The following is a 21,021-nucleotide window of genomic DNA, read 5'->3' as shown; positions in this document are numbered from 1 at the left end:
GCAGTGATCGGCGACCTTCGGAGAACAAACATGAAACAGCAACACGTCAACAGCTACTACGCCGCCACCCGCAACGAAGTCATCGATTTTCCGATTCTCGAAGAAGCGGTGGACTGCGATGTCTGCATCATCGGCGCCGGCTACACCGGCCTGTCCTCGGCGCTGTTCCTGACCGAAGCCGGCTATAAAGTGACGGTGCTCGAAGCGGCGAAAGTCGGCTACGGCGCCAGCGGTCGCAACGGCGGCCAACTGGTCAACTCCTACAGCCGCGACGTCGACGTGATCGAAGCGCGCTATGGCGACAAGACCGCAGAGATCCTCGGCAGCATGATTTTTGAAGGCGCCGACATCATCCGTTCGCGCATCAAGGATTACGACATCAAATGCGACTACCGCCCGGGCGGCATCTTCGCAGCGATGAACAAGAAACAACTGAACGGTCTGGCCGAGCAAAAACGCGGCTGGGAACGTTACGGCAACAACAACCTGAAGATGCTCGACGCGGCTGAGATTCGTCGCGAAGTCGGTTCCGACGCTTACGTTGGCGGCTTGCTCGACATGCAGGGCGGCCACGTTCATCCGTTGAACCTGGCACTCGGTGAAGCGGCAGCCATCGTGCGTCTGGGCGGCAAGATCTACGAGCAGTCGGCTGCCGTGGAAATCAAATATGGCGAGCCGAACGTTATCCGTACTGCCAAAGGCCAGGTGCGCGCCAAGTATCTGTTGATCGCTGGCAACGCTTACCTGCCGCAAGGTCTGGACAACCGCGTGACCGCGAAAAGCATGCCGTGCGGCTCGCAGATCGTTGTCACCGAACCGTTGACTGAAAAGCAGGCGCGCAGCTTGATCACCAACAATTACTGCGTCGAAGACTGCAATTACCTGTTGGACTACTACCGCCTGACTGCCGACAACCGTCTGTTGTACGGCGGCGGCGTGGTCTACGGCGCGCGTGAACCGGACGACATCGAACAACTGATCCGCCCGAAGATTCTCAAGACCTTCCCGCAGCTCAAAGACGTCAAAATCGACTACCGCTGGACCGGCAACTTCCTGCTGACCATGTCGCGCATGCCGCAATTCGGTCGCATCGAGAAAAACGCCTATTACATGCAAGGCTACAGCGGTCACGGCGTGACGTGCTCGCACTTGGCCGGCAAGCTGATCTCGGAAATGATCCGTGGCGATGCCGAGCGTTTCGATGCGTTCGCCTCGTTGCCGCACATGCCAATGCTCGGCGGCCGCACGTTCTCCGCGCCGTTGACCGCTCTTGGCGCCGTGTACTACTCGCTGCGCGACCGTTTCGGCATCTAAAGTTACCTCCCCGGCGACGGTCGCCAAGACCGCGCCGGTTTTTATTCTCGTATCATCTGGTACTGATACAGCAGAGATCCAATTGTGGGAGCGGGCTTGCTCGCGAAGAGGCCATTTCCGCCAATACAGATGTCGCCTTATACATCACATTCGCGAGCAATCCCGCTCCCACATTTGCTGTATTTCCAAGGCGAGAAGGACTTTTGCCCCACCGTCCATCGAACCTGCTGAGCAACACCACCAAACGTGATTTAATAGCCGCCTTTCACGGTTCCGGGACACGGGAGCAACGTGATCCGCGCCCTTGGCGCGTCACCCGCCACCCACCCCCATCGCCCTTAAGTCGTTCTCACATAAGGCTGTCATGGATACGGGTTCTCGACTCAAACTAGTACGCGAAAGCTACAAACTCTCCCAGCGCGAGCTGGCCCGGCGTAGCGGCGTGACCAATGCCACCATTTCCCTGATCGAACAAAATCGCGTCAGCCCTTCAGTCAGCTCACTCAAAAAGCTGCTCGAAGGCATCCCGATGTCCCTGGCCGACTTCTTCACCTTCGACCAGCCGCCGCGCGAACATCAATACGTCTTCCGCGCCAATGAACAGCCGGATCTCGGCCGTCATGGCCTGCGCCTGCTGCTGATCGGTGCCTCGGTGCCAAGTCGCCAGATGCGCTTGCTGCGCGAGCAATACGCGCCGGGCGCAAGTTCCGGTGAAGAGCCGATCGTGCACGCCGAAGGCGAGGAGTGCGGGCTGGTCACGCGCGGCACTGTCGAGTTGACCGTCGACGGCCAGGTGAGCGTTTTGGGCGCGGGGGATGGTTACTACTTTCCCACCACGTTACCGCACAAGTTCCGCAATATCGGCGCCGATGAAGCCGAGATCATCAGTGCGAACACGCCGGCGAACTTCTAAGGCAGTCACTCTGAGCACACTAAAAACCGCAGCGATGCGGTTTTTTTGTGGGCACAAATCGAGCGATCAAAGTTTCAACGTTTAACTACTTCGCCTTCCACTGCCCGCCGCCATTCTCACAATCAATCCGCGCCTGGGCCAAATGCTCAACGTCGTAGTAATACGTGGTCACTTGCGCATTGTCGGGGATGTTTAGCGCCTTGGCGTTTTTGTCCTTGCTGGTGGAGTGCGGGTTGGCGAGCGATTCCTGAGTGATGGTCGCGATGCACGCGGCCTGATAGTGATCCGCACAGTTTTCCACTTTGTTTTTTGTGCTGCTGAGCATGTCTTTGCTTTCGTTGCTGCACGACCAGTCGATGGCATTCACCGGCATGCCTTCGTATTCGTAGCAACTATGGGTTTCGATGGCCGGCACCGAGGCGCTGGAGGATTGGGTCTGGACGTCGCAACCCTCGGCCATGACGCAAGTCGGGATGATGGCAAACGTGGCGATCAGCAACAGAAATCGAATGTTCATCGGGATTTCCTCGAAGAGGGCGCCGCGTCTAACGATGAATGGGCGCTTTAGAGTTTCGAGATGGCATAGAGGAAGGAGGTTCAATCGGGTTTGCGGGCGATCGGACGCTTGTGGCGAGGGGATTTATCCCCGTTGGGCTGCGAAGCAGCCCCAAAACCATACAACTCGGTCTGTCTGGAAAAATCCGTTTGCAGGGTTTGGCGCTGCTGCGCAGCCCAGCGGGGACAAATACCCTCCAAAGGTTTGCGGCAAACATCAAATAATGTGCCCGGAAAAACCCTGTTGATCGGGCGCGACATCATCCTTCAACGTCAACGCCGGAATCTCGTACTCCCCGGCATTCTGCTGGCGAAACGCAATCGGCCGCGTGCTCCACAATTCATCCAGCCTCCGCCCCAATTCTTCACACGTCTCGGCATAGCGCGCCTCATCCATGCGGCTGGTGCGATACACCACGAACGGCGGCACCACTTCAAAACCGGGGTAATACAGAATCCCGTGCTGGATCGGAAACAGCAGATCATCCATCGGGCCGTTGATCCCGCGTGAAGCGTAGTGCGACTCCCAGCCGCCGGTGGTGACCATCAACATCGCCCGTTTGCCTTGCATTTTCCCTTCGCCATAACGCTCACCCCAGCGGCTGTCGGAATGTTCGCCAACGCCGTAGGCAAAACCGTAGGCGTAGACGCGTTCGACCCAGCCTTTGAGGATCGCCGGCATCGAAAACCACCACATCGGGAACTGCAGAATCAGCGTGTCGGCCCACTGCAGTTTTTCCTGTTCGCGAGCGATGTCGGCGGCTTGGCTGCCTTCGGCGTACGCCACTTTTGAGTCGAGCGAGGCGTGGAACGGTTTTGTGGTGTCGCGCTCCGGAGCGTCCTCGGCGTCGAGGGTGGTTTTCCAATTCATCGCGTAGAGATCGGAGACCTGCACGGTGTGGCCGGCGGCTTGCAGGCGCTGGACGCTGAAGTCGCGGAGCGAGCCGTTGAGGGAAGTCGGTTCAGGGTGGGCGTAAACCAGTAATACATTCATGCTGTAGCTCCGTTGGCTGAGGACTGCAGGATCAGCGTTCAAGCGGTATATTGGAAATGAATGTCTGATATGTCTGGTATAGCCATGAATAATTTGAGACGCCTCGATATCAATCTGTTGCTGACCCTCGATGTGTTGCTGTCCGAACACAACGTCACCCGCGCCGCGCAGCGGCTGAACCTGTCGCAGCCTTCGGTGAGTGTGCATCTGGCCAAACTGCGCGACATTTTTGGTGATCCGTTGCTGCTGCCCGGGCCGCGCGGAATGCGCCCGACGGTGCGCGCCGATGAATTGCGCGAGCCGTTGCGCGAAGCGTTGGAGGCATTGGAGAGGGCGGTCGCGCCGGCCAGCGCGTTTGATCCGGCGCAGGCGACGCACACCTGGAAAGTCGCTGCCACCGATTACGGTGAAACGACGGTGGTGTTACCGGCGCTCAGCGGATTACGCAAACAGGCACCGGGCACGCGATTGGCCGTGATCGATCTGACACCTGCGCAGTTGGTGAAACAGGCGGAGCAGGGCGTCTTCGACATCGCCCTGCACATCAGCGAAGACGCGCCGCTGAACCTGCACACGCGGCCATTGTTCACCGAACGCTATGTGCTGGCTGGTCGCGTTGGTCATCCGGATTTGCAGCGCGTGCCAACGCGCAAACAGTTCTGCGCGTTGGAACACGTCCTGGTGTCGCGGGAGGGCGGAGGGTTTTTCGGGGTGACCGACAAGGCGTTGGCAGAGGTCGGTTTGCAACGAAAAGTGGTGCTGTCGGTGCCGCATTTTCTGATGGCGATGTCGGTGCTGGTCAGCACCGATCTGGTGGCGATGCTGCCGTCACGTCTTGTGCGCGGCAATCCAGCATTGCAAGTGGTCGACGCACCGCTGCCAGTGCCCGGTTACGAAATGGCGATGTTCTGGGGCGAACGCGCGCATCGCGATCCGGCGCACAAATGGCTTCGTGAACATCTGTTGGCGTCGGTCTGAGATGCTGTCAGGCGTGACCGAGAGCCACCGCAAACGACACGACGATCATGCACGCAAACGCAAAATTGAGATTCATGAGGTGTTCATCCTGAGCCTTTTAAAGTCGGGCCATTCTGAACAGGCTGAAAGCAAAGAAAAAATTCGCCTTGTTGATTGCAATGATCGAAGTAATTGATACCCGCCGGTTTGTGTTTGCTCGAGGGTTTCGCTAGTCTTGCAGAAACCTGCAACTACAAGCATAAACAGGCAAATACATGCACGATCATTCCGCAGCCGAACTGCCTTCATTGCGCCGGCAAAAAATCCTTCTGCTGCTCGAACGCGACGGCAAAGTCATGGCCTCCGAGTTGAGCCAACACTTCGCTGTTTCCGAAGACACCATCCGCCGCGACCTCGCCGAGCTGGATAACGCCGGCCTCGTGCAGCGGGTTCATGGAGGGGCGTTGCCGCGTCCGAAAGATTCAGGCAAGGATTACTTCACGCGGCTGGATGAGACCGATGAGGTGAAAATCCGTCTGGCGCAACTGGCGGCGCAGCAGGTCGAGGACGGGCAGATTGTGCTGTTTGATTCGGGTTCGACGACGTTGCAGGTCGCCCGATCGCTGCGCGCGGATATCCAGATCACGGCAGTGACGGCTGCGCCGATGACGGCGATTGCGCTGGCGGAATTCAAGGGTGTGAAAGTGATTCTGGCAGGCGGGACGTTGAATCCGCGAACGATGTCGGCGGGTGGGCATGAGGCGCTGCGCTTGCTGGCGGGGATCAAGGCGGATCTGGCGATTACCGGCGTCTGCGCGATTCATCCGGAGGTGGGGATTACTTCGCTGCATTTTGATGAAGTGCCGGTGAAGCAGGCGATGCTCGATGGCGCGACGCGGGTGATTGCCGTGACTACGGCGGACAAGTTGGGCGCGGTGGAGCCGTTTGTGGTGGCGGGGTGTGAGCGGTTGCACATGTTGATCACCGAGCGGCATGTGGCGTCGGGGAGTGTTGAGGATTATCGACGGTTGGGGATTGTTGTGGAGCAACTACAAGACTAAAGCCGCCTCCTGTAGGAGCTGCCGAAGGCTGCGATCTTTTGATTTTGATTCTAAAAACAAGATCAAAAGATCGCAGCCTTCGGCAGCTCCTACAAGGGAAGGTGTCGGTTCAACGCAACTTTTCAAGCATCTGGTAGTACCACATCCCCGCAGCCAGCATCGGGTTCCCGAGCAAATCGCCCATCGGCACACGAATGTGCTGGCAACCCGCAAACATGTCGAACTGCTCCATCTGCCCGGTGATCGCGCGGCTCATGATTTCGCCCATGATGTGCGTGGTGGCGATGCCGTGGCCGGAGTAGCCCTGGCAGTACCAGACGTTGTCCGAGAGTTTACCCAGTTGCGGGATGCGGTTGATGACGATGCCCATCGCGCAGCTCCACTGGTAGTCGATCTGCACGCCTTTGAGCGCCGGGAAGGTTTGCTCGATGCACGGGCGCAATTCGCCGGCGATGTCCCTTGAATCCTTGCCGCTGTAGTTGGCGCCGCCGCCGAACAGCAAGCGCCCGTCGGCGGTGAGGCGGTAGTAATCGAGAACGAAGCGGCAGTCGTAGACCGCGAGGTCTTCGGGGTTGATCTGTTTGGCCAGATCACCGAGCGGCGCGGTGGTTACGATGCCGCCCATGGCCGGGAAAATCTTGCCCTTGAGTTTGCCAGGTTCGAGCTTGTGGTAGACGTCGCCGGCGAGCATCACTTGCTTGGCGTCGATCTGGCCGTGAGCGGTTCTTATGCCAGGCTTATCGCCATGAATGATCTCCAGCACTTCGCTGTTTTCGAAGATCAGCGCGCCGAGACTTTCCGCTGCCCGCGCTTCGCCGATGCACAGATTGAGCGGGTGCAGGTGCATGTTGCGAGTGTTCTTGATCGCGCCGTGATAGAGGTCGCTTTGCAGCAGATCGCGCACCTGGCTACGGTCGAGCAGGCTGACTTCATCGCCCAGTCCGCGCCGCACGGCTTCTTCGTAGTCGTTGCGCAGATCGGGCATGTGGCTCGGCTTGTAGGCTGCGTGCAGATGACCGTGTTTGAGGTCGCACTGAATGGCGTATTTCGCCACGCGTTGCTTGATGATTTCGTGTCCGCGCCAACGCAGGTGCCAGATGAAATCGTCGACGTCATCGCCGAGTTTCGCGCGCATCTGTTTGCGCATCGCACCGTCGCCGGAGAGGCTGCCGGTGACTTGCCCGCCGTTACGCCCGGTGGCGCCCCAGCCAATTTTGTTGCTCTCGACAATGGCGACTTTCAGGCCTTTTTCGGCGAGCTCGACGGCGGTGGCAACGCCAGTAAACCCGCCACCGATGATCACCACATCGACCGTGTGCCGACCTTGCAGGGTCGGGTAGTCGGTGTCCTGGTTGAGGGTGGCGGTGTAGTAGGAATTGCAGCGTTCGGTCATGTCAGTGTCCACACAAATTCGGGAGTCGGAGTCCAATCCCCTGTGGGAGCGAGCTTGCTCGCGAAAGCGGTGTGTCAGTCAGCCAAAATGTTGAATGTGACGACGCCTTCGCGAGCAAGCTCGCTCCCACAGGTTCGGTGTCGAATCATTAAGCTTCGGTCAGGTACCAACGCCAATCCTGCTCACCCACTTCAGCCATGAACTGCCGGTACTCGGCACGCTTCACCGCCAGATACACCCCAAGAAACTCCTGCCCCAAGGCATCCCGCGCCCACGCCGATTTCTCCAGCGCCTGCAACGAGGTCAGCCAATCAGTCGGCAGCAATTCCTTCGCCTGCGCGTAACCGTTGCCTTCAACCGGTGCGCCCGGATCAATGTTTTCACTGATGCCGCGATGAATGCCAGCAAGGATCGCCGCCGCTGCCAGATACGGGTTGGCATCGGCGCCGCAGATGCGGTGTTCGATGTGGCGGGTATTGGCCGGGCCACCCGGTACGCGCAGGCTGACGGTGCGGTTGTCGACGCCCCAGGTCGGCGCCAACGGTGCGTAACTATTGGCCTGAAAGCGGCGGTACGAGTTGGCGTTCGGGCAGAACATCAACAGCGTGTCGAGCAACGACGCGAGCATGCCACCAATCGCCGTGCGCAGCAGCGGGGTGCCGGCCGGGTCTTCGGAAGCGAACAGATTGCGCCCCTCGGCATCCGCCAGACTGACGTGCATGTGCATGCCGGTGCCGGCCAGATCATCGAACGGTTTAGCCATGAACGTCGCTTGCATGCCGTGCTTGTGCGCGACCGCTTTGACCAGACGTTTGTAACGCACAGCCTGATCCATCGCTTCCAGCGCATCGCCGTGTTCGAGGGTGATTTCCACCTGTCCCGGGGCGTATTCGGAGATCGCCGTACGCGCCGGAATACCGTGCAGTTTGCAGGCGCTGTAGAGGTCGGCGAGGAACGGTTCGATCTGTTCCAGCTCGCGTAAACCGTAGACCTGTGTGTGTCGCGGTCGCCCACCGTCGGCATCCAGTGCCGGTTGCGGACGACCGTTGTGATCGCGTTTGGCGTCGAGCAGATAGAACTCCAGCTCGCAGGCCATCACCGGGTGATAACCCTCGGCTTTGAGGCCGTCGATAACCTTGATCAGCAGGTGACGCGGGTCGGCGATGCTCGCTGGCATGCCTTCCTTCGGGTGCATGCTGACTTGCACGGCGGCGGTCGGAATTTGCCGCCATGGCAGACGCACCAGGCTGCCTTCCAACGGATAGGCACGGCAGTCGATATCGCCGACCTCCCAGACCAGACCGGAGTTTTCAACGTCTTCACCTTGCACGGTCAGACCGAGGATGGTGCTTGGAAGAGGCCGACCACTTTCGTACACCGCGAGCAGTTCTTCACGGTGCAACAGCTTGCCGCGCGGCACTCCGTTGGCGTCGAGAATGAACAGCTCGATCATGTCGATATCAGGGTTTTGGTCGAGGAACAGGCGTGCGTCTTCAATCGCTGCGAATTTCATGGCAATCACTCAGAGTTGCGCCGCACAGGCGCGCAGATTCGGGCCAAGAGACAGTAATGGGCGAAAGCCCAAGTGTCCTGGCAGGGATATCGAAAGAGAAAAGGCCTACACGTTTTTCAGACGTGATCAGGCAGAAACGCAGACATCCGGCGGGCGTGCGGAGTGACGCAACTTGGAACGGCGCAGGGCCATGGGGAGATTGACGATACGATTCATGCGCGGCCCCTATGACAGAGGGCGCACACAGCGGAGACGTTCAACGATTTTAGTTGTTGTAGATACGTACTCATAACGCGTGTTTCCGTTGGCGGAAAACGTCGGTGTCGGGGCTGACCCGTCGACCGGTGTGCCCGGATAGTAAGGGGGAATCCGCGGGCGTGTAAACGATCAATGTGAAATATCTTGAACACCTGCTTCTGACAACCCCTCTTGTGCAGGTTGCCAAAAAACCTGTGGTGAGGGGATTTATCCCCGACGGGTTGCGTAGCAGCCCCAAAAAATCTAGGCCTGCTGCGCAGTCCATCGGGGATAAATCCCCTCACCACAAGTTTTGTATTTGGCCTTGGTTCAGGTGTGCACATCAGCCCTCAAGCATCTTCCGCGCTTCAGCAAAACACTTTTCAGCAATCGCCGAGCGCGGTTCGGTCTTGCGCATCACCATCCCCAACGGTGCGAGCACGCTGGCGTCCGGCAGGGTCATGAACGACAGATGCTCAATCGGCTCCTCCATTCCGCTGTCCAGCGGCATGATTGCGCAGCAGAAACCCTGGTGAATCGCCTGTAACAACTGATAGGTCGAATCACTCTCCATGATCGGCTGCGGACTCAAGCCGCGACTGCGAAAACTCAGGTCGATGGATTTGCGGTAATGCATGCCGGTGGTGATCATGCCCAGCGGCAATTGCGCGGCTTCTTCCCAACTCATCTGAGTGCCTTCGAACTGGAAATGCCGGTTGTCGTAGAGCAATCCGACGCGGGTTTGACCGATCTCGAAAAACTCGAAATAGGCCGGATTGACGTGATCGAGATAGCACACGCCCAAGTCCAGTTGATTGTTGCCCAGACTGGAGATGATCTCGTCGGAGCTGAGTGAGGACAGGCTGAACGTCAACTCGGGATAAGACCCCGACAATCCCTGAATATAATCGACCGGATTGAAGCTGCTCAGCGGCACCAGACCCAGGCGCAGACTGCCGACCAGTTGCCCGCGACAGGCCGCCGCTTCGGCGAACAAACCATCATGCGCCGCCAGCAACGTGCGGGCCCAGGCCAGTACGCGCTCGCCAGCCTCGGTGAACCCCTCAAAGCGCTGACCACGATTGACCAGCACCAGATCCAGCTCCTCTTCGAGATTGCGCAGGCGCATCGACAGGGTCGGCTGAGTGATGTGGCAGCGGGCGGCGGCCTGACCGAAGTGACGGGTTTCGTCCAGTGCGATCAGGAATTTGAGTTGTTTGATGTCCACGACGGCACCTGCTCGATGGGATTTCTGGGTGGAGTATTGACGCAGATGCGTACCGCGCACCAAAGGTGCAGGGCGCGACGATCTCATTTGAGGGCGTATTCGTCCAATCGGAAGTGTTTAAAGGCTTATCGACCGCCGGCAAAGTGGCCGATACGCAGCGTCTGGCGGACAGCGAACTCTTCAAAGCCCTGCAAAAAACACAACTGTAGGAGTGAGCCTGCTCGCGATAGCGGCAAGTCAGGCGACAACGATGTTGGCTGGCAGTCCGTCATCGCGAGCAGGCTCACTCCTACAAGGGTTTTGTGGTGCTCGTCTATATTGGGGGGGTGGGGAATTTGCGGTCAGCTCAAGACATAGTCCACAGGCTTAAGCGCCGGCGGCATTTCTGCGCCGAGCTCCCAGAGAATATCGCGCTCCAGCGTGCGCACCAGCGCATCCGTTGGCAGATCATTCTCGTCGCGGCCAAAGGGGTCTTCCAGCTCATCGGCAATCGCATCGAGGCCGAAAAACGTGTAGCTGACAATCGCTGTGAACAGTGGCGTCAACCAGCCCAATGGTTCGGCCATGGCGAAGGGCAACAGGATGCAGAACAGATAAATCGTGCGATGCAGCAACAGCGTGTAGGGAAACGGCAGCGGCGTGGTTTTGATCCGGTCGCACACCGCCTGCGCCTGGGTCAGGCTGGTCAGGTGATTGGCGAGCAGCATGTAGCGCCACTCCGTCAGCTCACCGTTTTGATGCAAGTCGGAACACTGCTGGCCAACCGTTTGCAGAATTCGTCCGCTGTAATCGGGCGTCTGCGGATCCGGCTTGGGCATGACCCATTGGCTGCTGGCATCCGCTTCACTTTCTTTGCGCAACCGGGCGTTCAGCGCATGGGCGAAGCCGCACAGATTAAGCAGCAACGGTTTGCGCTCGGCGGAGTCACGGATGACGTGGGTTTCGCGAATGATCGAACGAATGTGCACGATCACCTCGCCCCACGCCTTGCGCGCTTCGTACCAGCGGTCATAACAGGCGTTGTTGCGAAAACTCATGAAGATCGACAGCGACAAACCGAGCAGCGTAAATGGCGTCGCGCTGACACTGGCGAAATAGCTCGGATGGAGGATTTCCACCAGCACAATGGCCGACGCCAACAGCGTGATCATCAGCGCGCGCAACGCGATGCGTTTGGCGATCGAACCCTTGAGGGTGAACAGGATGGCAATGGGATGAATCTTGGGTCGGACGATCATGCTGTTCTGCCCTGGTTATGCATGGGGGCGTGGCGGATCAACGGGTTGTGCAGCGCCACGCCGATGAGTCTAGTTGGCTGCAATGGCGGCGCAGAGTAAGAGCGGCAGAAAGGCGCGTCCAATCAGTTTGAATGACCGCACGATCGATCAAATTGATGACCCCTGCAACCTGTGGGAGCGAGCCTGCTCGCGAAGGCGTCAGGTCAGTCGACATCAATGTTGAATGAGCCGACCCCTTCGTGAGCAAGCCCACTCCCACCTTTGATCTCGGTCATGCCCAAAATCATCCAAACACCTCAGGCCCTGTGGGAGCGGGCTTGCTCGCGAAGAGGTCAGGTCAGTCGACATCAATCCTGAATGTGCCGACCTCTTCGTGAGCAAGCCCACTCCCACATTGGATCTGTGGAGGTTTTAGATTCAGGTTACTGCGCCCCGAACATGGCGGTCCAGTAGATGCCTGCGCTGCTTTTCGGGTCGGTGGCGTAGGCGGCGCCGAGTTCTTTGTATTGTGGGTTCATCAGGTTGGCGCAGTGGCCGGGGCTGGCGATCCAGCCGTCGACGACTTTGCGCACGGTGTCTTGGCCGGCGGCGATGTTTTCGCCGACCAGTTGACCGCTGTAACCGGCCAGTTCAGCGCGGTCGCCGGGGGTGCGGCCGTCGCGATCCTTATGGTCGAAATAATTGTTGTTGGCCATGTCGCGGCTGTGATCCTGGGAAATCGTGCCCAGCGCAGCGTTCCAGGCCAACGGCGCGGCAGCGGCGAAGGCCTGACCACCGCACTGGCGCGGCTGACTGCGGGCGACGTTGAGTTGCTCCAGCAGTTTCTGCCCTTCACTTTGCGCATCGCCGAGTTTGGCCGACAACAGCGGTCGCGCCAGCACGATGCGCCAATCGCGATCGGCGCGGCTGACGCCGACATCGACGAACTGCGGATCGAGCACCACCTGACAAAAACTTTCCTGAATCGCCTGCATCGCCGACGCCGCATCGCGCGGGCCATTCAGGGTAATCGCCTGCACATTGACCATCGGGTAACTGGCGCTGGCCATGGCTTGCTGCAAATCCACCGCGCCACTGGCCGGCAGGCGCAAGCGGGGCTCGGCCGACAGCGGCGGCAACTCATTGGAGGCCTGCGAACCGCAACGTTGCGGCTGGCTGCGGTAGCTGTTGATCGACTCGATCAGTTGCGATTCATCGCTGGCCAGCGCCGGGATGGCCAACACAACGCCAGCGGACAACGCGGCACAACGTAAAACGAATGGCATGAAGCGCATGGAAATCTCCCTTGAGCTGAATGCGTCCATGATGCGCGAAAGGCCCCCGGTAGGTGCAATGTCTTTTTCTTCATTCGGCGGTTTTTTCTGCGCAACTTTGTCTGGCGTTTTGCCGTCTACACTCACCGAAGACCCCGGGATCCGGGCGTCTCACCCACGCAACACGTTGCCCTTAGCGGGCGCTGCCGGAAGAACTGACATGGGATTGAAAGGCTTGGCTGGCTGTATGGTTTGCATCCTGTTGGCGGGCTCCGCATGGGCCACCGATCAGGCCCCGATCAAGGCGAAGGCTGAAGAGAAAGCGCAGGTGCTGGAGGAGAAAGCGGCGGACAAAGTCAGCAGCGCACCGGCGCCGAAAGCCGAAGCGATTACCCCGACCGAGGCGCAAGCGGTCGACCCTGCCGGCGCTGCACCGCTGGATGATCCGCTGACCTGCCTGGCGCGCAGTATCTACTGGGAAGCCAAAGGCAAAGACACCCCGGAAATGGAAGCGGTGGCCAGCGTGGTGATGAATCGTCTCGGCCACGAAGGTTTTCCTGACACCGTGTGCGCGGTGGTCAAGCAGGGTTCGGAAACCAAGAGCTGCCAGTTTTCCTGGTGGTGCGATGGCAAGGCTGATCAGGTCAAGGAGGATTCCGAATACGCGCTGGCCAAGGAAATCGCCGGCAAAGCGCTCAACCGTCAGCTCCCGGATCGCACCCGCGGCGCGCTGTACTTCCACGACCGCAACGTCCACCCGAGCTGGGCCAAGGAGTACCGCAAAACCGCCGAAACGAAAAAATTCCTCTTCTATAAACCGGCCGGTGGCGACGCGCGTTAGGCGCAGACCTGACGCACACAATCGCGCAACCAGCGGTGTGCCGGATCAGCGTCCATGCGCGGATGCCAAAGCATTGAGACGCTGATCGGCGGCATCTCGAAGGGCAGAGCGAAACTGTGCAGGCCGCTGCGCAGTTTGCTGGTGTGGCGCTCCGGAACGGTGGCGATCAAATCCGATTCGCGCACCAGCGTCAGCGCCGCGGAAAAACCGCCGAACGAGGTGACGATGTCCCGCGTCAGCCCGAGTGCGAGCAGCGCTTCGTCTACCGGGCCGCTGCTGCGCCCGCGTCGGGAAATCAGAATGTGCTCGCCACCGGCAAAACGCTTGCTGCTGACTTTTCCCGAACTCAAGGGATGCCCCTCACGCACCACACCGATCCAGTGATCCTGAAACAGAATGCGGCTGTGCAGCGTCGGGTCGGTGCTGTCGTCGATCACGCCGGTCTCCAGATCAACGCGACCCTCGCGCAGCGGCGTGCTGTCCTTGTCGGCCTTCTGCACAAAACGCAGGCGCACACCGGGTGCTTCTTCAGCAATGCGCGTGAGCAGGGCGGCGGCGAAAGTTTCGACAAAACCGTCGGTGTTGCGCAGGGTAAAGGTGCGTTGCAATCGGCTCGGGTCGAGCACGTCGGCAGGGCGCAACACCGCCTCGGCTTCCTGCACCAGATGACTGACGCGTTCGCGCAACTCCAACGCACGCGGCGTCGGCACCAGACCGCGACCGGCCCGCACCAGCAGCGGATCGCCGGTGGTCTCGCGCAGACGGGCCAGGGCGCGACTCATCGCCGAAGGACTCAATCGCAGGCATTTGGCCGCGCGGGCGACGCTGCCTTCACGCAGCAGCACGTCGAGGGTGATCAACAGGTTCAGATCGGGTGCGGACATGACATGGCGTTCCATGCAGGTATCGAGTGCAAAGCATGCGTCTTGTGCCTTGTATTGTCGAGGCTCAGGCTATGCAGCATCACCTCTGCCAAGTGAGCGAAAGATGCCGCGAGAACCCCTGACCACTTCAGCCCGATGGGCGCTGACCAGTCTGGCCCTGTCGATGTTGATGCCGTCGCTGGACACCAGCATTGCCAATGCCGGCTTACCGATGCTGGCGGCGGCGTTTGATGCGACGTTCCAACAGGTGCAGTGGATCGTTCTGGCTTACCTGCTGACAGTCACCACGCTGATTGTCAGCGTCGGGCGGCTGGGCGACGGCATCGGTCGGCGCCGATTGCTGTTGATCGGCATCGGCGTTTTCACTGCGGCCTCGTTGTGCTGTGCATTGGCACCGGGACTGGGTTGGTTGATCGGCGCGCGAGCGGTGCAAGGCGTTGGCGCGGCGATCATGTTTGCCTTGACCGTCGCGCTGGTGGCCGATGCGGTGCCGAAGTCACGGGCGGGCAGTGCGATGGGTTTGTTGGCGACCATGTCAGCGACCGGCACCACCCTCGGGCCGTCGCTGGGCGGATTGTTGATGGCTCATCTCGGCTGGCATTCGATTTTTCTGCTTAACGTACCGTTGGGTTTGCTCAATGCGTGGTTGGTGTTCCGCTATCTGCCGGCAGATCGAGCGATCAGCACACGGGTTGCCTTTGATTATTTCGGCACCGGGGTGTTGGTGTTGACGCTGGCGGCTTATGCGCTGGCGATGACGCTGACAGGGCTGACCCTGCCGTTGTTGCTGGTCAGCGCGTGCGGCGCGGGGCTGTTTGTTTTTATCGAGATGAGGGTGAAGGCGCCGCTTATTCGCTTGTCGCTGTTTGCCGACCGGCGATTGAGCAGCAGCCTCTTGCTGACGTTATTGGTGACTACCGTGATGATGACCACATTGGTCGTTGGGCCGTTTTACTTGAGCCGGGGTTTGGGTTTGAGCAGCGCCATGGTTGGACTGGTGTTGTCGGTCGGGCCGTTGTTGTCGGCGTTTGGCGGTGTGCCGGCCGGGCGTCTGGTGGATCGCTTTGGTGCGCGCCGGATCGTGCCGGGTGCGTTGCTGGGCTTGGCTTGTGGTTGTGGCTTGTTGGCGTCGTTGCCGATGAGCCTTGGCGTGTTCGCGTACGTGTTGCCGATTGCGATGGTTGCGGTCAGCTATGCGTTGTTTCAGGCAGCCAATAACACCGGGTTGATGGCCGGCGTGAGTCAGGATCAGCGTGGGGTGGTCTCGGCGCTTTTGGGGCTGGCGCGTAATCTGGGCTTGATCACCGGGGCGGCGGTGATGGGCGCGGTGTTTGCACTGGCGGCGGGGGATCCGACGGAGGCGCCGGCAGCAGCAATTGCCAGTGGTTTACACATCACCTTCGCGGTCGCCACTGCAATAGCGTTCATGGCATTGATCATAAGTCGAACGCAGTTCAATTGTGGGAGCGGGCTTGCTCGCGAAAGCGGTGAATCAGGCAACACTGCGTTGACTGTCACTCCGCCTTCGCGAGCAAGCCCGCTCCCACAGGGGAATGGCGGTGATCGTTAGTCTCGGGTTTGGCGAGCAGGGAAGAACAGTTCGAAGCAGGTCACGCCATCAGCACTGCTGGCGCTGTACCGGCCTTGATGCAACTGCATGATCGTCGCAACAATCGACAGGCCCAAACCATTCGATTGTGCCGAACGCTCGCGCGATTGATCCACGCGATAAAAGCGCTCAAACAACCGCGCCAGATGCTCAGGCGCAATGGTCGCGCCGTGGTTGCGCACCCGCAGATAACTGCCCTCAGGCTCAGCGATCGCTTCAACCTGCACTGTCGAATCCGCCGCACCGTACTTGATCGCATTCGCGCAAAGGTTCGCCAGCGCCCGCCGCAGCAACATCGGCTCGGCCCAGATCACACCGCTGCCACGCGCTTCAATGCACACGCCAACGTCCGCCGCCAACCCTTCAAAATAATCAGCAATGCGCTGCATCTCGTCCGCCGCATCGAGCTCCTGACGCTGGCTCAGCGCACTCGCCGGATCAGTGCGCGCAAGAAACAGCATGTTGTCGAGCATCCGCGTCAGCCGTTCCAGCTCTTCGACATTGGAGGCGAGCAACTGCTGATAGGCTTCGATGCTGCGGTTCTGATGCAGGGCGACCTGGGTTTCGCCGAGCAGGTTATTGATCGGCGTACGCAGTTCGTGAGCCATGTCGGTGGACACCTGACTCAACTGCGCAAAACCTTTGGCGAGGCGATCGAGCATGGCGTTGAACGCATCGATCATCGGCAGCAATTCTCGTGGTGCGCCCTGGCTGTCGAGGCGTTCGCCGAGATTGCCGACACCGATGCCATGAGCGTGCCTGGCCAATCGGCGTAACGGCAGCAAACCGCGATAGACCAGCAAACAGCCGATCACTGCGAGCAGCAGCGCCGCCAACGTCGCCAGGCCATAAACGCTCAAACGATAATTGGCGAGCATCGCCGTGCGTTCGCTCATCAGGCGTCCGGTTGTGACTTGCAGATTGCCCAGTTCACCAGAGTCGATCTCAGCCGCCACCGCCGAAAACGGTACGCCGTTAACGTTCGGCAGATGCTGTACATCGTTCAGCGTCATCGTGTGATTGATCGGCACCGCTGGCAATGTCGGCGTGGTCAGGTTGCCCGGATTGACCACCAGCAATGGCGGTTCACCCGGGGCGCCGATGGTCAGCAGTGCCTCGCGGTTGCCGAGCATGTTCTGGAACAGCGCCGGTTTGTTCTTGATCAGCTCGAGGGTGTTGCTGTCGTTAAGGAAGGTGCGCAACTGGTCGACGCGGCTGACCAGCGAGATGTCGTCGCGGCGAATCAGCTGTTCTTCCAGCTCGCTGTACAGCGCCGCGCCGAGCCCGGCCAGCGACGCGAAGGCGAGCAGGGCGAACACCAGCGCCAGGCGCAGGGTCAGGGAATAAGCCCGTTTCGCGCTCATGGCTGTGTGTCGAAACGGTAGCCGATGCCGCGCACGCTGTGGATCAGCTTGAGCTGGAACGGGTCATCGATTTTCGCCCGTAAGCGGCGTACGGCGACGTCGACCACGTTGGTGTCGCTGTCGAAATTCATGTCCCACACCCGCGACGCGATCAGCGAACGGGCGAGCACTTGCCCGGTGTGCGTGGCGAACAGTTGCAGCAGGGCGAACTCTTTATTGGTCAGGGTGATGCGCACTCCGCCGCGACTCACTCGGCGTTTGAGCACGTCGATTTGCAGGTCGGCGACTTGCAGTTGTTCATCTTCATGAATCGGCCCGCGTCGGGTCAGGGTGCGCAGACGCGCCACCAGTTCGGCGAAGGAAAACGGTTTGATCAGGTAATCGTCCGCGCCCAGTTCGAGGCCTTTGACGCGGTCGGCGATATCGTCGCGGGCAGTCAGGAACAGCACCGGCGTGTCGGCCTCCTTGCGTAGCCGGCGCAGGACTTCCCAGCCATCCATTTTCGGCATCATCACATCGAGCACGATCACGTCGAAGCTGTGTTCCAGCGCCAGGTGCAAACCGTCGGCGCCGTTGCGCGCCAGGCTTACGCTGTAGCCGAGTTCCTGCAAACCGTTGAGCAGATAATTGCCGGCCTTGGGTTCGTCTTCGACAACCAGAATATTCATCGATCACTCTCAATGGTCATTGATGCAGCCGCTGCCTTGCACGTCATAGTTCAGCACATGTTCGCGGCCCTGATGGTCGAGGTAGTTGAGTTGCGCCGGAACCACACCGCAGGCCTGAGAAATATCGGTGCTGGAGAGTACTTTGTCGACATCCAGATTGACGTAGAAGGCGGATTTGTCATGGATGACGGCGGTGTCGGGCATGTTCGCGGCGAACACGGAGCCGGTGGCGAGGAGGGTGGTAAGGGCGAGCAGGAGGGTTTTCATGGTCAGTCACTCAGTGGTTGGTGTTGATCGGCGTAAGCGCCGGGACAACATCAGGCTACCGAGCGATCCGCACGGCAAACCGACAGCTGAATGACAAAGTTGTAATGAAACACACCCCTGTAGGAGCTGCCGAAGGCTGCGATCTTTTGATCTTGTTTTTAACAGTCAAAATCAAGAGATCGCAGCCTTCGGCAGCTCCTACAGGGGGATTTGTGTTGGTTAGCTGGCGTGGGTGCTGAGGATGCTCGCTACCTGCTGCGGCTGGCAGTTGAGGTACGGCGAGGATTTCAGCCAGCGCTGATCCGGGTACCAGGAAAACATGAACTGGCCATCCTTCAATCGATCAATCACTTGCTTGGCAATCTGTGGCCGAACCGCCGGGCAACCCTGGCTGCGGCCGATGCGCCCCTGTTTCTTGCTCCACAACGGATTCACATAACTGGCGGCGTGAATGACGATCGCGCGATCGCGGGCCATGTCATTGAAGCCCGGTTCCAGACCGTCCATGCGCAAGGAATAGCCGTGGGCGCCGCTGTAACTTTCCTGCGTGCGGAACAGACCGAGGCTGGATTGGTAACTGCCTTCACGGTTGGAAAACTGCGTGGCAAAGTTTTCGCCGGAGTTGGAACCGTGCGCCACCAAATCGCGTAGAACCAACTTCTGTTTGCTCAGGTCGAAAATCCACAAGCGGCGTTCTGTGGACGGTTGCGAATAATCGATGACGGCCAGATGGCGGGACGGCTTCGCCCCATTGTTGACCGCGCATTGCATGGCGCTTAATGCACCTTTCAGCGCCTGGGGATTGAGTTCTGGCGCGGCGTGGGCGAGGCTGTTGTAGAGAACCGGCGATGGTTTGCCGGCGGCAAAAACTGGACTGGTCACAGCGACAAGGGTCGCGGTGGACAGCAGAAGTCGGCGCAAAAACGTCAACATTTATAAAGTGTCCTCACTTGCTACTCATTTGGCACTTTGGCTCCTGACTCCCAGTCATAACCGCCACGCCCGAAGATCGAGCCTGACTGTTCAGCACACCTGATGTAAGGTTGACCGTCATCTGGACGGCCATGGATTGGAGTAAAGCAGTTGTTCAAAAAGTACGCATGCTACTTGAGCATTTGTTTGCTCGCTGCGCCGTTTGTCGCTTGTGCCGATGAGCCGCTGCCGCCCTTGCAGACGCTGCCGACGCCACCGGCCGAGTTGCCGGTCGAACCGCAGAGTCCGTTGCAGGCTGTTTTGATCAGTCTGCCGCAGGCCTGTCCGGCGATTGCCGCGCGTCTGAGCGTGGCGGCGTTGACCCAGTTGCAGGCGTTCTATGAACAGCAGGACTGGATGCCAGTGTGGGCCAGTGAATCCGGACGTTTGCAGGCTTTACAAGCGCAATTGCCGCTGTTGGCCGACGATGGCCTGAATCCAAAACGCTACCCAGTAGCGAGCATTCCTCCGCAGGATGGCGAACTCTGCGCCGACATCGACATCAGCCGCTACTACTTGCAAGCCCTGCAGGATCTGCATTACGGCAGCCTGTTGCAGTCGCACTTCGAGCCGCTGTGGCATGCCGATGACACCCCGCGTGACCGTCAGGCGGAATTGTTGGCGATTGCCGTGCCGGGCATGCAGGACATTCCCGGCGCCTTCGATCGCGCGCGTCCACACCTCGCGCAATATCAGAGCCTGCGTCACCTCTACGCCGCACAACGTCTCAAGGCCTTGCCGCAGTGGCAATCGGTCGGTAATGGCCCGTTGTTGCGTCCGGACATGGAAGACAAACGCGTGCCGGAACTGGCTCAGCGTCTGTACAGCGAAGGCTATCTGGCCCACGCCGGCAGCACGCCGGGCAACGCTTACGAGGGCATGCTGGTCGAGGCGGTGAAAAGTTTTCAGGCCAATCATTCGTTGCAGGCCGACGGCGTGGTCGGGCCGGGGACGATTGCCGAACTCAACATCAGCCCGCTGACTCGCCGCGAGCAACTGCGGGTCAACCTCGAACGTTTCCGCTGGATGGCGCAGGACATGGAGCCGGATGGGCTGCTGGTCAACGTCGCCGCTGCCGAATTAACCCTGTATCAGGGCGGCCAACCGGTGTGGCAAACCCGCACCCAGGTCGGTCGTGCCGAACGGCAGACACCGCTGCTGAAATCCCGCGTCACGCGCCTGACCCTCAACCCGACCTGGACGGTGCCGCCGACCATCTGGAAAGAAGACAAACTGCCGGCGATCCGCAAGGATCAGACTTTCCTCAGCCGCCAGAATTTGCAAGTGCTCGATGCCAACGGCCAGCCTTTGGCTGCGGCGGATGTCGACTGGGACAATCCCGGCAACATCCTTTTGCGTCAGGACGCCGGCCCGCGCAATCCGCTGGGGCAGATGGTCATTCGTTTTCCCAATCCGTTCTCGGTGTATCTGCATGACACGCCGAGCAAGGCGCTGTTCGACAAGGGGCCGCGTGCGTTCAGTTCCGGTTGTGTGCGGGTCGAGCACCCGATGCAGCTGCGCGATTTGTTGCTGAGCCCGGCGGAAAAGGCCCGTACCGAAACGCTGTTGGCGACCGGGACGACTCACGAATTTCGTCTGTCCGCACCGGTACCGATCCTGATGACCTACTGGACGGCGCAAGTCGGCAGCGACGGCCACGTGCGCTACGCGCCAGACATCTACAGCCGGGACAGCGCCTTGCTCGCCGGCCTCGACCGCGCGCACTGACTCCCCAGCCATCCCCCAATCCCCTGTAGGAG

Annotated in this window: 19 protein-coding genes; 7 read left to right on the top strand and 12 right to left on the bottom strand. The window is 59.8% G+C overall.

What is annotated here, in order from left to right; all coding sequences use genetic code 11:
* The first annotated feature begins 30 nt into the window (after positions 1–30).
* Together GVL50_RS08185 and GVL50_RS08180 are read left to right on the top strand one after the other, a co-directional pair.
* Positions 31–1,314, top strand: a complete 1,284-nt coding sequence (locus GVL50_RS08185; protein WP_053121085.1) for an FAD-binding oxidoreductase — start codon at positions 31–33, stop codon at positions 1,312–1,314.
* A gap of 364 nt (positions 1,315–1,678) precedes the next feature.
* A complete protein-coding gene (locus GVL50_RS08180) occupies positions 1,679–2,227 on the top strand; it encodes a cupin domain-containing protein (protein WP_053121083.1) in 549 nt (182 codons plus the stop codon).
* A gap of 85 nt (positions 2,228–2,312) precedes the next feature.
* Here GVL50_RS08180 and GVL50_RS08175 read toward each other — a convergent pair whose 3' ends face one another.
* Together GVL50_RS08175 and GVL50_RS08170 are read right to left on the bottom strand one after the other, a co-directional pair.
* Positions 2,313–2,744, bottom strand: coding sequence for a hypothetical protein (locus tag GVL50_RS08175; protein ID WP_159812434.1), 432 nt, complete (start codon positions 2,742–2,744; stop codon positions 2,313–2,315).
* 255 nt (positions 2,745–2,999) lie between these two features.
* A complete protein-coding gene (locus GVL50_RS08170) occupies positions 3,000–3,776 on the bottom strand; it encodes an NAD(P)H-dependent oxidoreductase (RefSeq protein ID WP_159812433.1) in 777 nt (258 codons plus the stop codon).
* A gap of 84 nt (positions 3,777–3,860) precedes the next feature.
* On the opposite strand from GVL50_RS08170, the gene GVL50_RS08165 reads away from it, so the two are divergent.
* Entirely contained in the window at positions 3,861–4,754 is an 894-nt protein-coding gene (locus GVL50_RS08165; protein WP_178124164.1) for a LysR family transcriptional regulator, read from the top strand.
* A 254-nt stretch (positions 4,755–5,008) separates the two neighbouring features.
* Positions 5,009–5,794, top strand: coding sequence for a DeoR/GlpR family DNA-binding transcription regulator (locus GVL50_RS08160; protein ID WP_159812431.1), 786 nt, complete (start codon positions 5,009–5,011; stop codon positions 5,792–5,794).
* Positions 5,795–5,903: 109 nt separating this feature from the next.
* On the opposite strand, the gene GVL50_RS08155 is transcribed toward GVL50_RS08160, so the two are convergent.
* From GVL50_RS08155 to GVL50_RS08135, 5 genes are all read right to left on the bottom strand, one after another.
* Complete coding sequence (locus GVL50_RS08155) at positions 5,904–7,187, bottom strand: FAD-binding oxidoreductase (protein WP_159812430.1); 1,284 nt, start codon at positions 7,185–7,187, stop codon at positions 5,904–5,906.
* Between the two features lie 148 nt (positions 7,188–7,335).
* Positions 7,336–8,700 (bottom strand): glutamine synthetase family protein, encoded by a 1,365-nt coding sequence (locus GVL50_RS08150; RefSeq protein ID WP_159812429.1) that lies wholly within the window; start codon positions 8,698–8,700, stop codon positions 7,336–7,338.
* A gap of 580 nt (positions 8,701–9,280) precedes the next feature.
* Positions 9,281–10,165, bottom strand: coding sequence for a LysR family transcriptional regulator (locus GVL50_RS08145; RefSeq protein WP_159812428.1), 885 nt, complete (start codon positions 10,163–10,165; stop codon positions 9,281–9,283).
* Between the two features lie 341 nt (positions 10,166–10,506).
* Complete coding sequence (locus GVL50_RS08140) at positions 10,507–11,403, bottom strand: bestrophin family protein (protein WP_159812427.1); 897 nt, start codon at positions 11,401–11,403, stop codon at positions 10,507–10,509.
* A 422-nt stretch (positions 11,404–11,825) separates the two neighbouring features.
* A complete protein-coding gene (locus tag GVL50_RS08135) occupies positions 11,826–12,668 on the bottom strand; it encodes a CAP domain-containing protein (RefSeq protein ID WP_371262379.1) in 843 nt (280 codons plus the stop codon).
* A gap of 208 nt (positions 12,669–12,876) precedes the next feature.
* On the opposite strand from GVL50_RS08135, the gene GVL50_RS08130 reads away from it, so the two are divergent.
* On the top strand, positions 12,877–13,497 hold the full coding sequence (locus GVL50_RS08130) for a cell wall hydrolase (RefSeq protein ID WP_053121048.1): 621 nt from the start codon (positions 12,877–12,879) through the stop codon (positions 13,495–13,497).
* On the opposite strand, the gene GVL50_RS08125 is transcribed toward GVL50_RS08130, so the two are convergent.
* Entirely contained in the window at positions 13,494–14,381 is an 888-nt protein-coding gene (locus GVL50_RS08125) for a LysR family transcriptional regulator (protein WP_159812426.1), read from the bottom strand. The genes GVL50_RS08130 and GVL50_RS08125 overlap by 4 nt on opposite strands.
* 103 nt (positions 14,382–14,484) lie before the next feature.
* On the opposite strand from GVL50_RS08125, the gene GVL50_RS08120 reads away from it, so the two are divergent.
* Positions 14,485–15,951, top strand: coding sequence for an MFS transporter (locus GVL50_RS08120; RefSeq protein WP_159812425.1), 1,467 nt, complete (start codon positions 14,485–14,487; stop codon positions 15,949–15,951).
* Here the strand turns inward: GVL50_RS08120 and GVL50_RS08115 are convergent.
* The 4 genes from GVL50_RS08115 to GVL50_RS08100 form a co-directional block, all read right to left on the bottom strand.
* On the bottom strand, positions 15,948–17,354 hold the full coding sequence (locus GVL50_RS08115) for a heavy metal sensor histidine kinase (RefSeq protein ID WP_159812424.1): 1,407 nt from the start codon (positions 17,352–17,354) through the stop codon (positions 15,948–15,950). The genes GVL50_RS08120 and GVL50_RS08115 overlap by 4 nt on opposite strands.
* Positions 17,351–18,022 carry a heavy metal response regulator transcription factor gene (locus GVL50_RS08110; protein ID WP_159812423.1) on the bottom strand — a complete coding sequence of 224 codons (672 nt, stop codon included), beginning with the start codon at positions 18,020–18,022 and terminating at the stop codon, positions 17,351–17,353. Before GVL50_RS08110 ends, GVL50_RS08115 begins: the two co-directional genes overlap by 4 nt.
* Positions 18,023–18,031: 9 nt before the next feature.
* A complete protein-coding gene (locus GVL50_RS08105) occupies positions 18,032–18,289 on the bottom strand; it encodes a DUF2790 domain-containing protein (RefSeq protein WP_053121035.1) in 258 nt (85 codons plus the stop codon).
* A 219-nt stretch (positions 18,290–18,508) separates the two neighbouring features.
* Positions 18,509–19,222, bottom strand: a complete 714-nt coding sequence (locus tag GVL50_RS08100) for a murein L,D-transpeptidase catalytic domain family protein (RefSeq protein WP_053121034.1) — start codon at positions 19,220–19,222, stop codon at positions 18,509–18,511.
* Positions 19,223–19,372: 150 nt separating this feature from the next.
* Between GVL50_RS08100 and GVL50_RS08095 the strand changes: the two genes are divergently transcribed.
* On the top strand, positions 19,373–20,989 hold the full coding sequence (locus GVL50_RS08095; protein ID WP_159812422.1) for a murein L,D-transpeptidase: 1,617 nt from the start codon (positions 19,373–19,375) through the stop codon (positions 20,987–20,989).
* Positions 20,990–21,021 lie beyond the last annotated feature (32 nt).

Origin of the sequence: Pseudomonas sp. 18058, assembly GCF_902706155.1 — a bacterium.
Taxonomy (GTDB): Bacteria; Pseudomonadota; Gammaproteobacteria; order Pseudomonadales; family Pseudomonadaceae; genus Aquipseudomonas; species Aquipseudomonas rustica.
Note: the sequence above shows the minus strand (reverse complement) of the source record. Positions and strands in the feature narration are given on the sequence as shown.

Excerpts from the sequence above, each read along its gene's own strand:
- GVL50_RS08185 (WP_053121085.1), top strand. The coding sequence starts at position 31 with ATGAAACAGCAACACGTCAACAGCTACTACGCCGCCACCCGCAACGAA.
- GVL50_RS08180 (WP_053121083.1), top strand. The coding sequence starts at position 1,679 with ATGGATACGGGTTCTCGACTCAAACTAGTACGCGAAAGCTACAAACTC.
- GVL50_RS08175 (WP_159812434.1), bottom strand. The coding sequence starts at position 2,744 with ATGAACATTCGATTTCTGTTGCTGATCGCCACGTTTGCCATCATCCCG.
- GVL50_RS08170 (WP_159812433.1), bottom strand. The coding sequence starts at position 3,776 with ATGAATGTATTACTGGTTTACGCCCACCCTGAACCGACTTCCCTCAAC.
- GVL50_RS08165 (WP_178124164.1), top strand. The coding sequence starts at position 3,861 with ATGAATAATTTGAGACGCCTCGATATCAATCTGTTGCTGACCCTCGAT.
- GVL50_RS08160 (WP_159812431.1), top strand. The coding sequence starts at position 5,009 with ATGCACGATCATTCCGCAGCCGAACTGCCTTCATTGCGCCGGCAAAAA.
- GVL50_RS08155 (WP_159812430.1), bottom strand. The coding sequence starts at position 7,187 with ATGACCGAACGCTGCAATTCCTACTACACCGCCACCCTCAACCAGGAC.
- GVL50_RS08150 (WP_159812429.1), bottom strand. The coding sequence starts at position 8,700 with ATGAAATTCGCAGCGATTGAAGACGCACGCCTGTTCCTCGACCAAAAC.
- GVL50_RS08140 (WP_159812427.1), bottom strand. The coding sequence starts at position 11,403 with ATGATCGTCCGACCCAAGATTCATCCCATTGCCATCCTGTTCACCCTC.
- GVL50_RS08135 (WP_371262379.1), bottom strand. The coding sequence starts at position 12,668 with ATGCCATTCGTTTTACGTTGTGCCGCGTTGTCCGCTGGCGTTGTGTTG.
- GVL50_RS08130 (WP_053121048.1), top strand. The coding sequence starts at position 12,877 with ATGGGATTGAAAGGCTTGGCTGGCTGTATGGTTTGCATCCTGTTGGCG.
- GVL50_RS08125 (WP_159812426.1), bottom strand. The coding sequence starts at position 14,381 with ATGTCCGCACCCGATCTGAACCTGTTGATCACCCTCGACGTGCTGCTG.
- GVL50_RS08120 (WP_159812425.1), top strand. The coding sequence starts at position 14,485 with ATGCCGCGAGAACCCCTGACCACTTCAGCCCGATGGGCGCTGACCAGT.
- GVL50_RS08115 (WP_159812424.1), bottom strand. The coding sequence starts at position 17,354 with ATGAGCGCGAAACGGGCTTATTCCCTGACCCTGCGCCTGGCGCTGGTG.
- GVL50_RS08110 (WP_159812423.1), bottom strand. The coding sequence starts at position 18,022 with ATGAATATTCTGGTTGTCGAAGACGAACCCAAGGCCGGCAATTATCTG.
- GVL50_RS08105 (WP_053121035.1), bottom strand. The coding sequence starts at position 18,289 with ATGAAAACCCTCCTGCTCGCCCTTACCACCCTCCTCGCCACCGGCTCC.
- GVL50_RS08100 (WP_053121034.1), bottom strand. The coding sequence starts at position 19,222 with ATGTTGACGTTTTTGCGCCGACTTCTGCTGTCCACCGCGACCCTTGTC.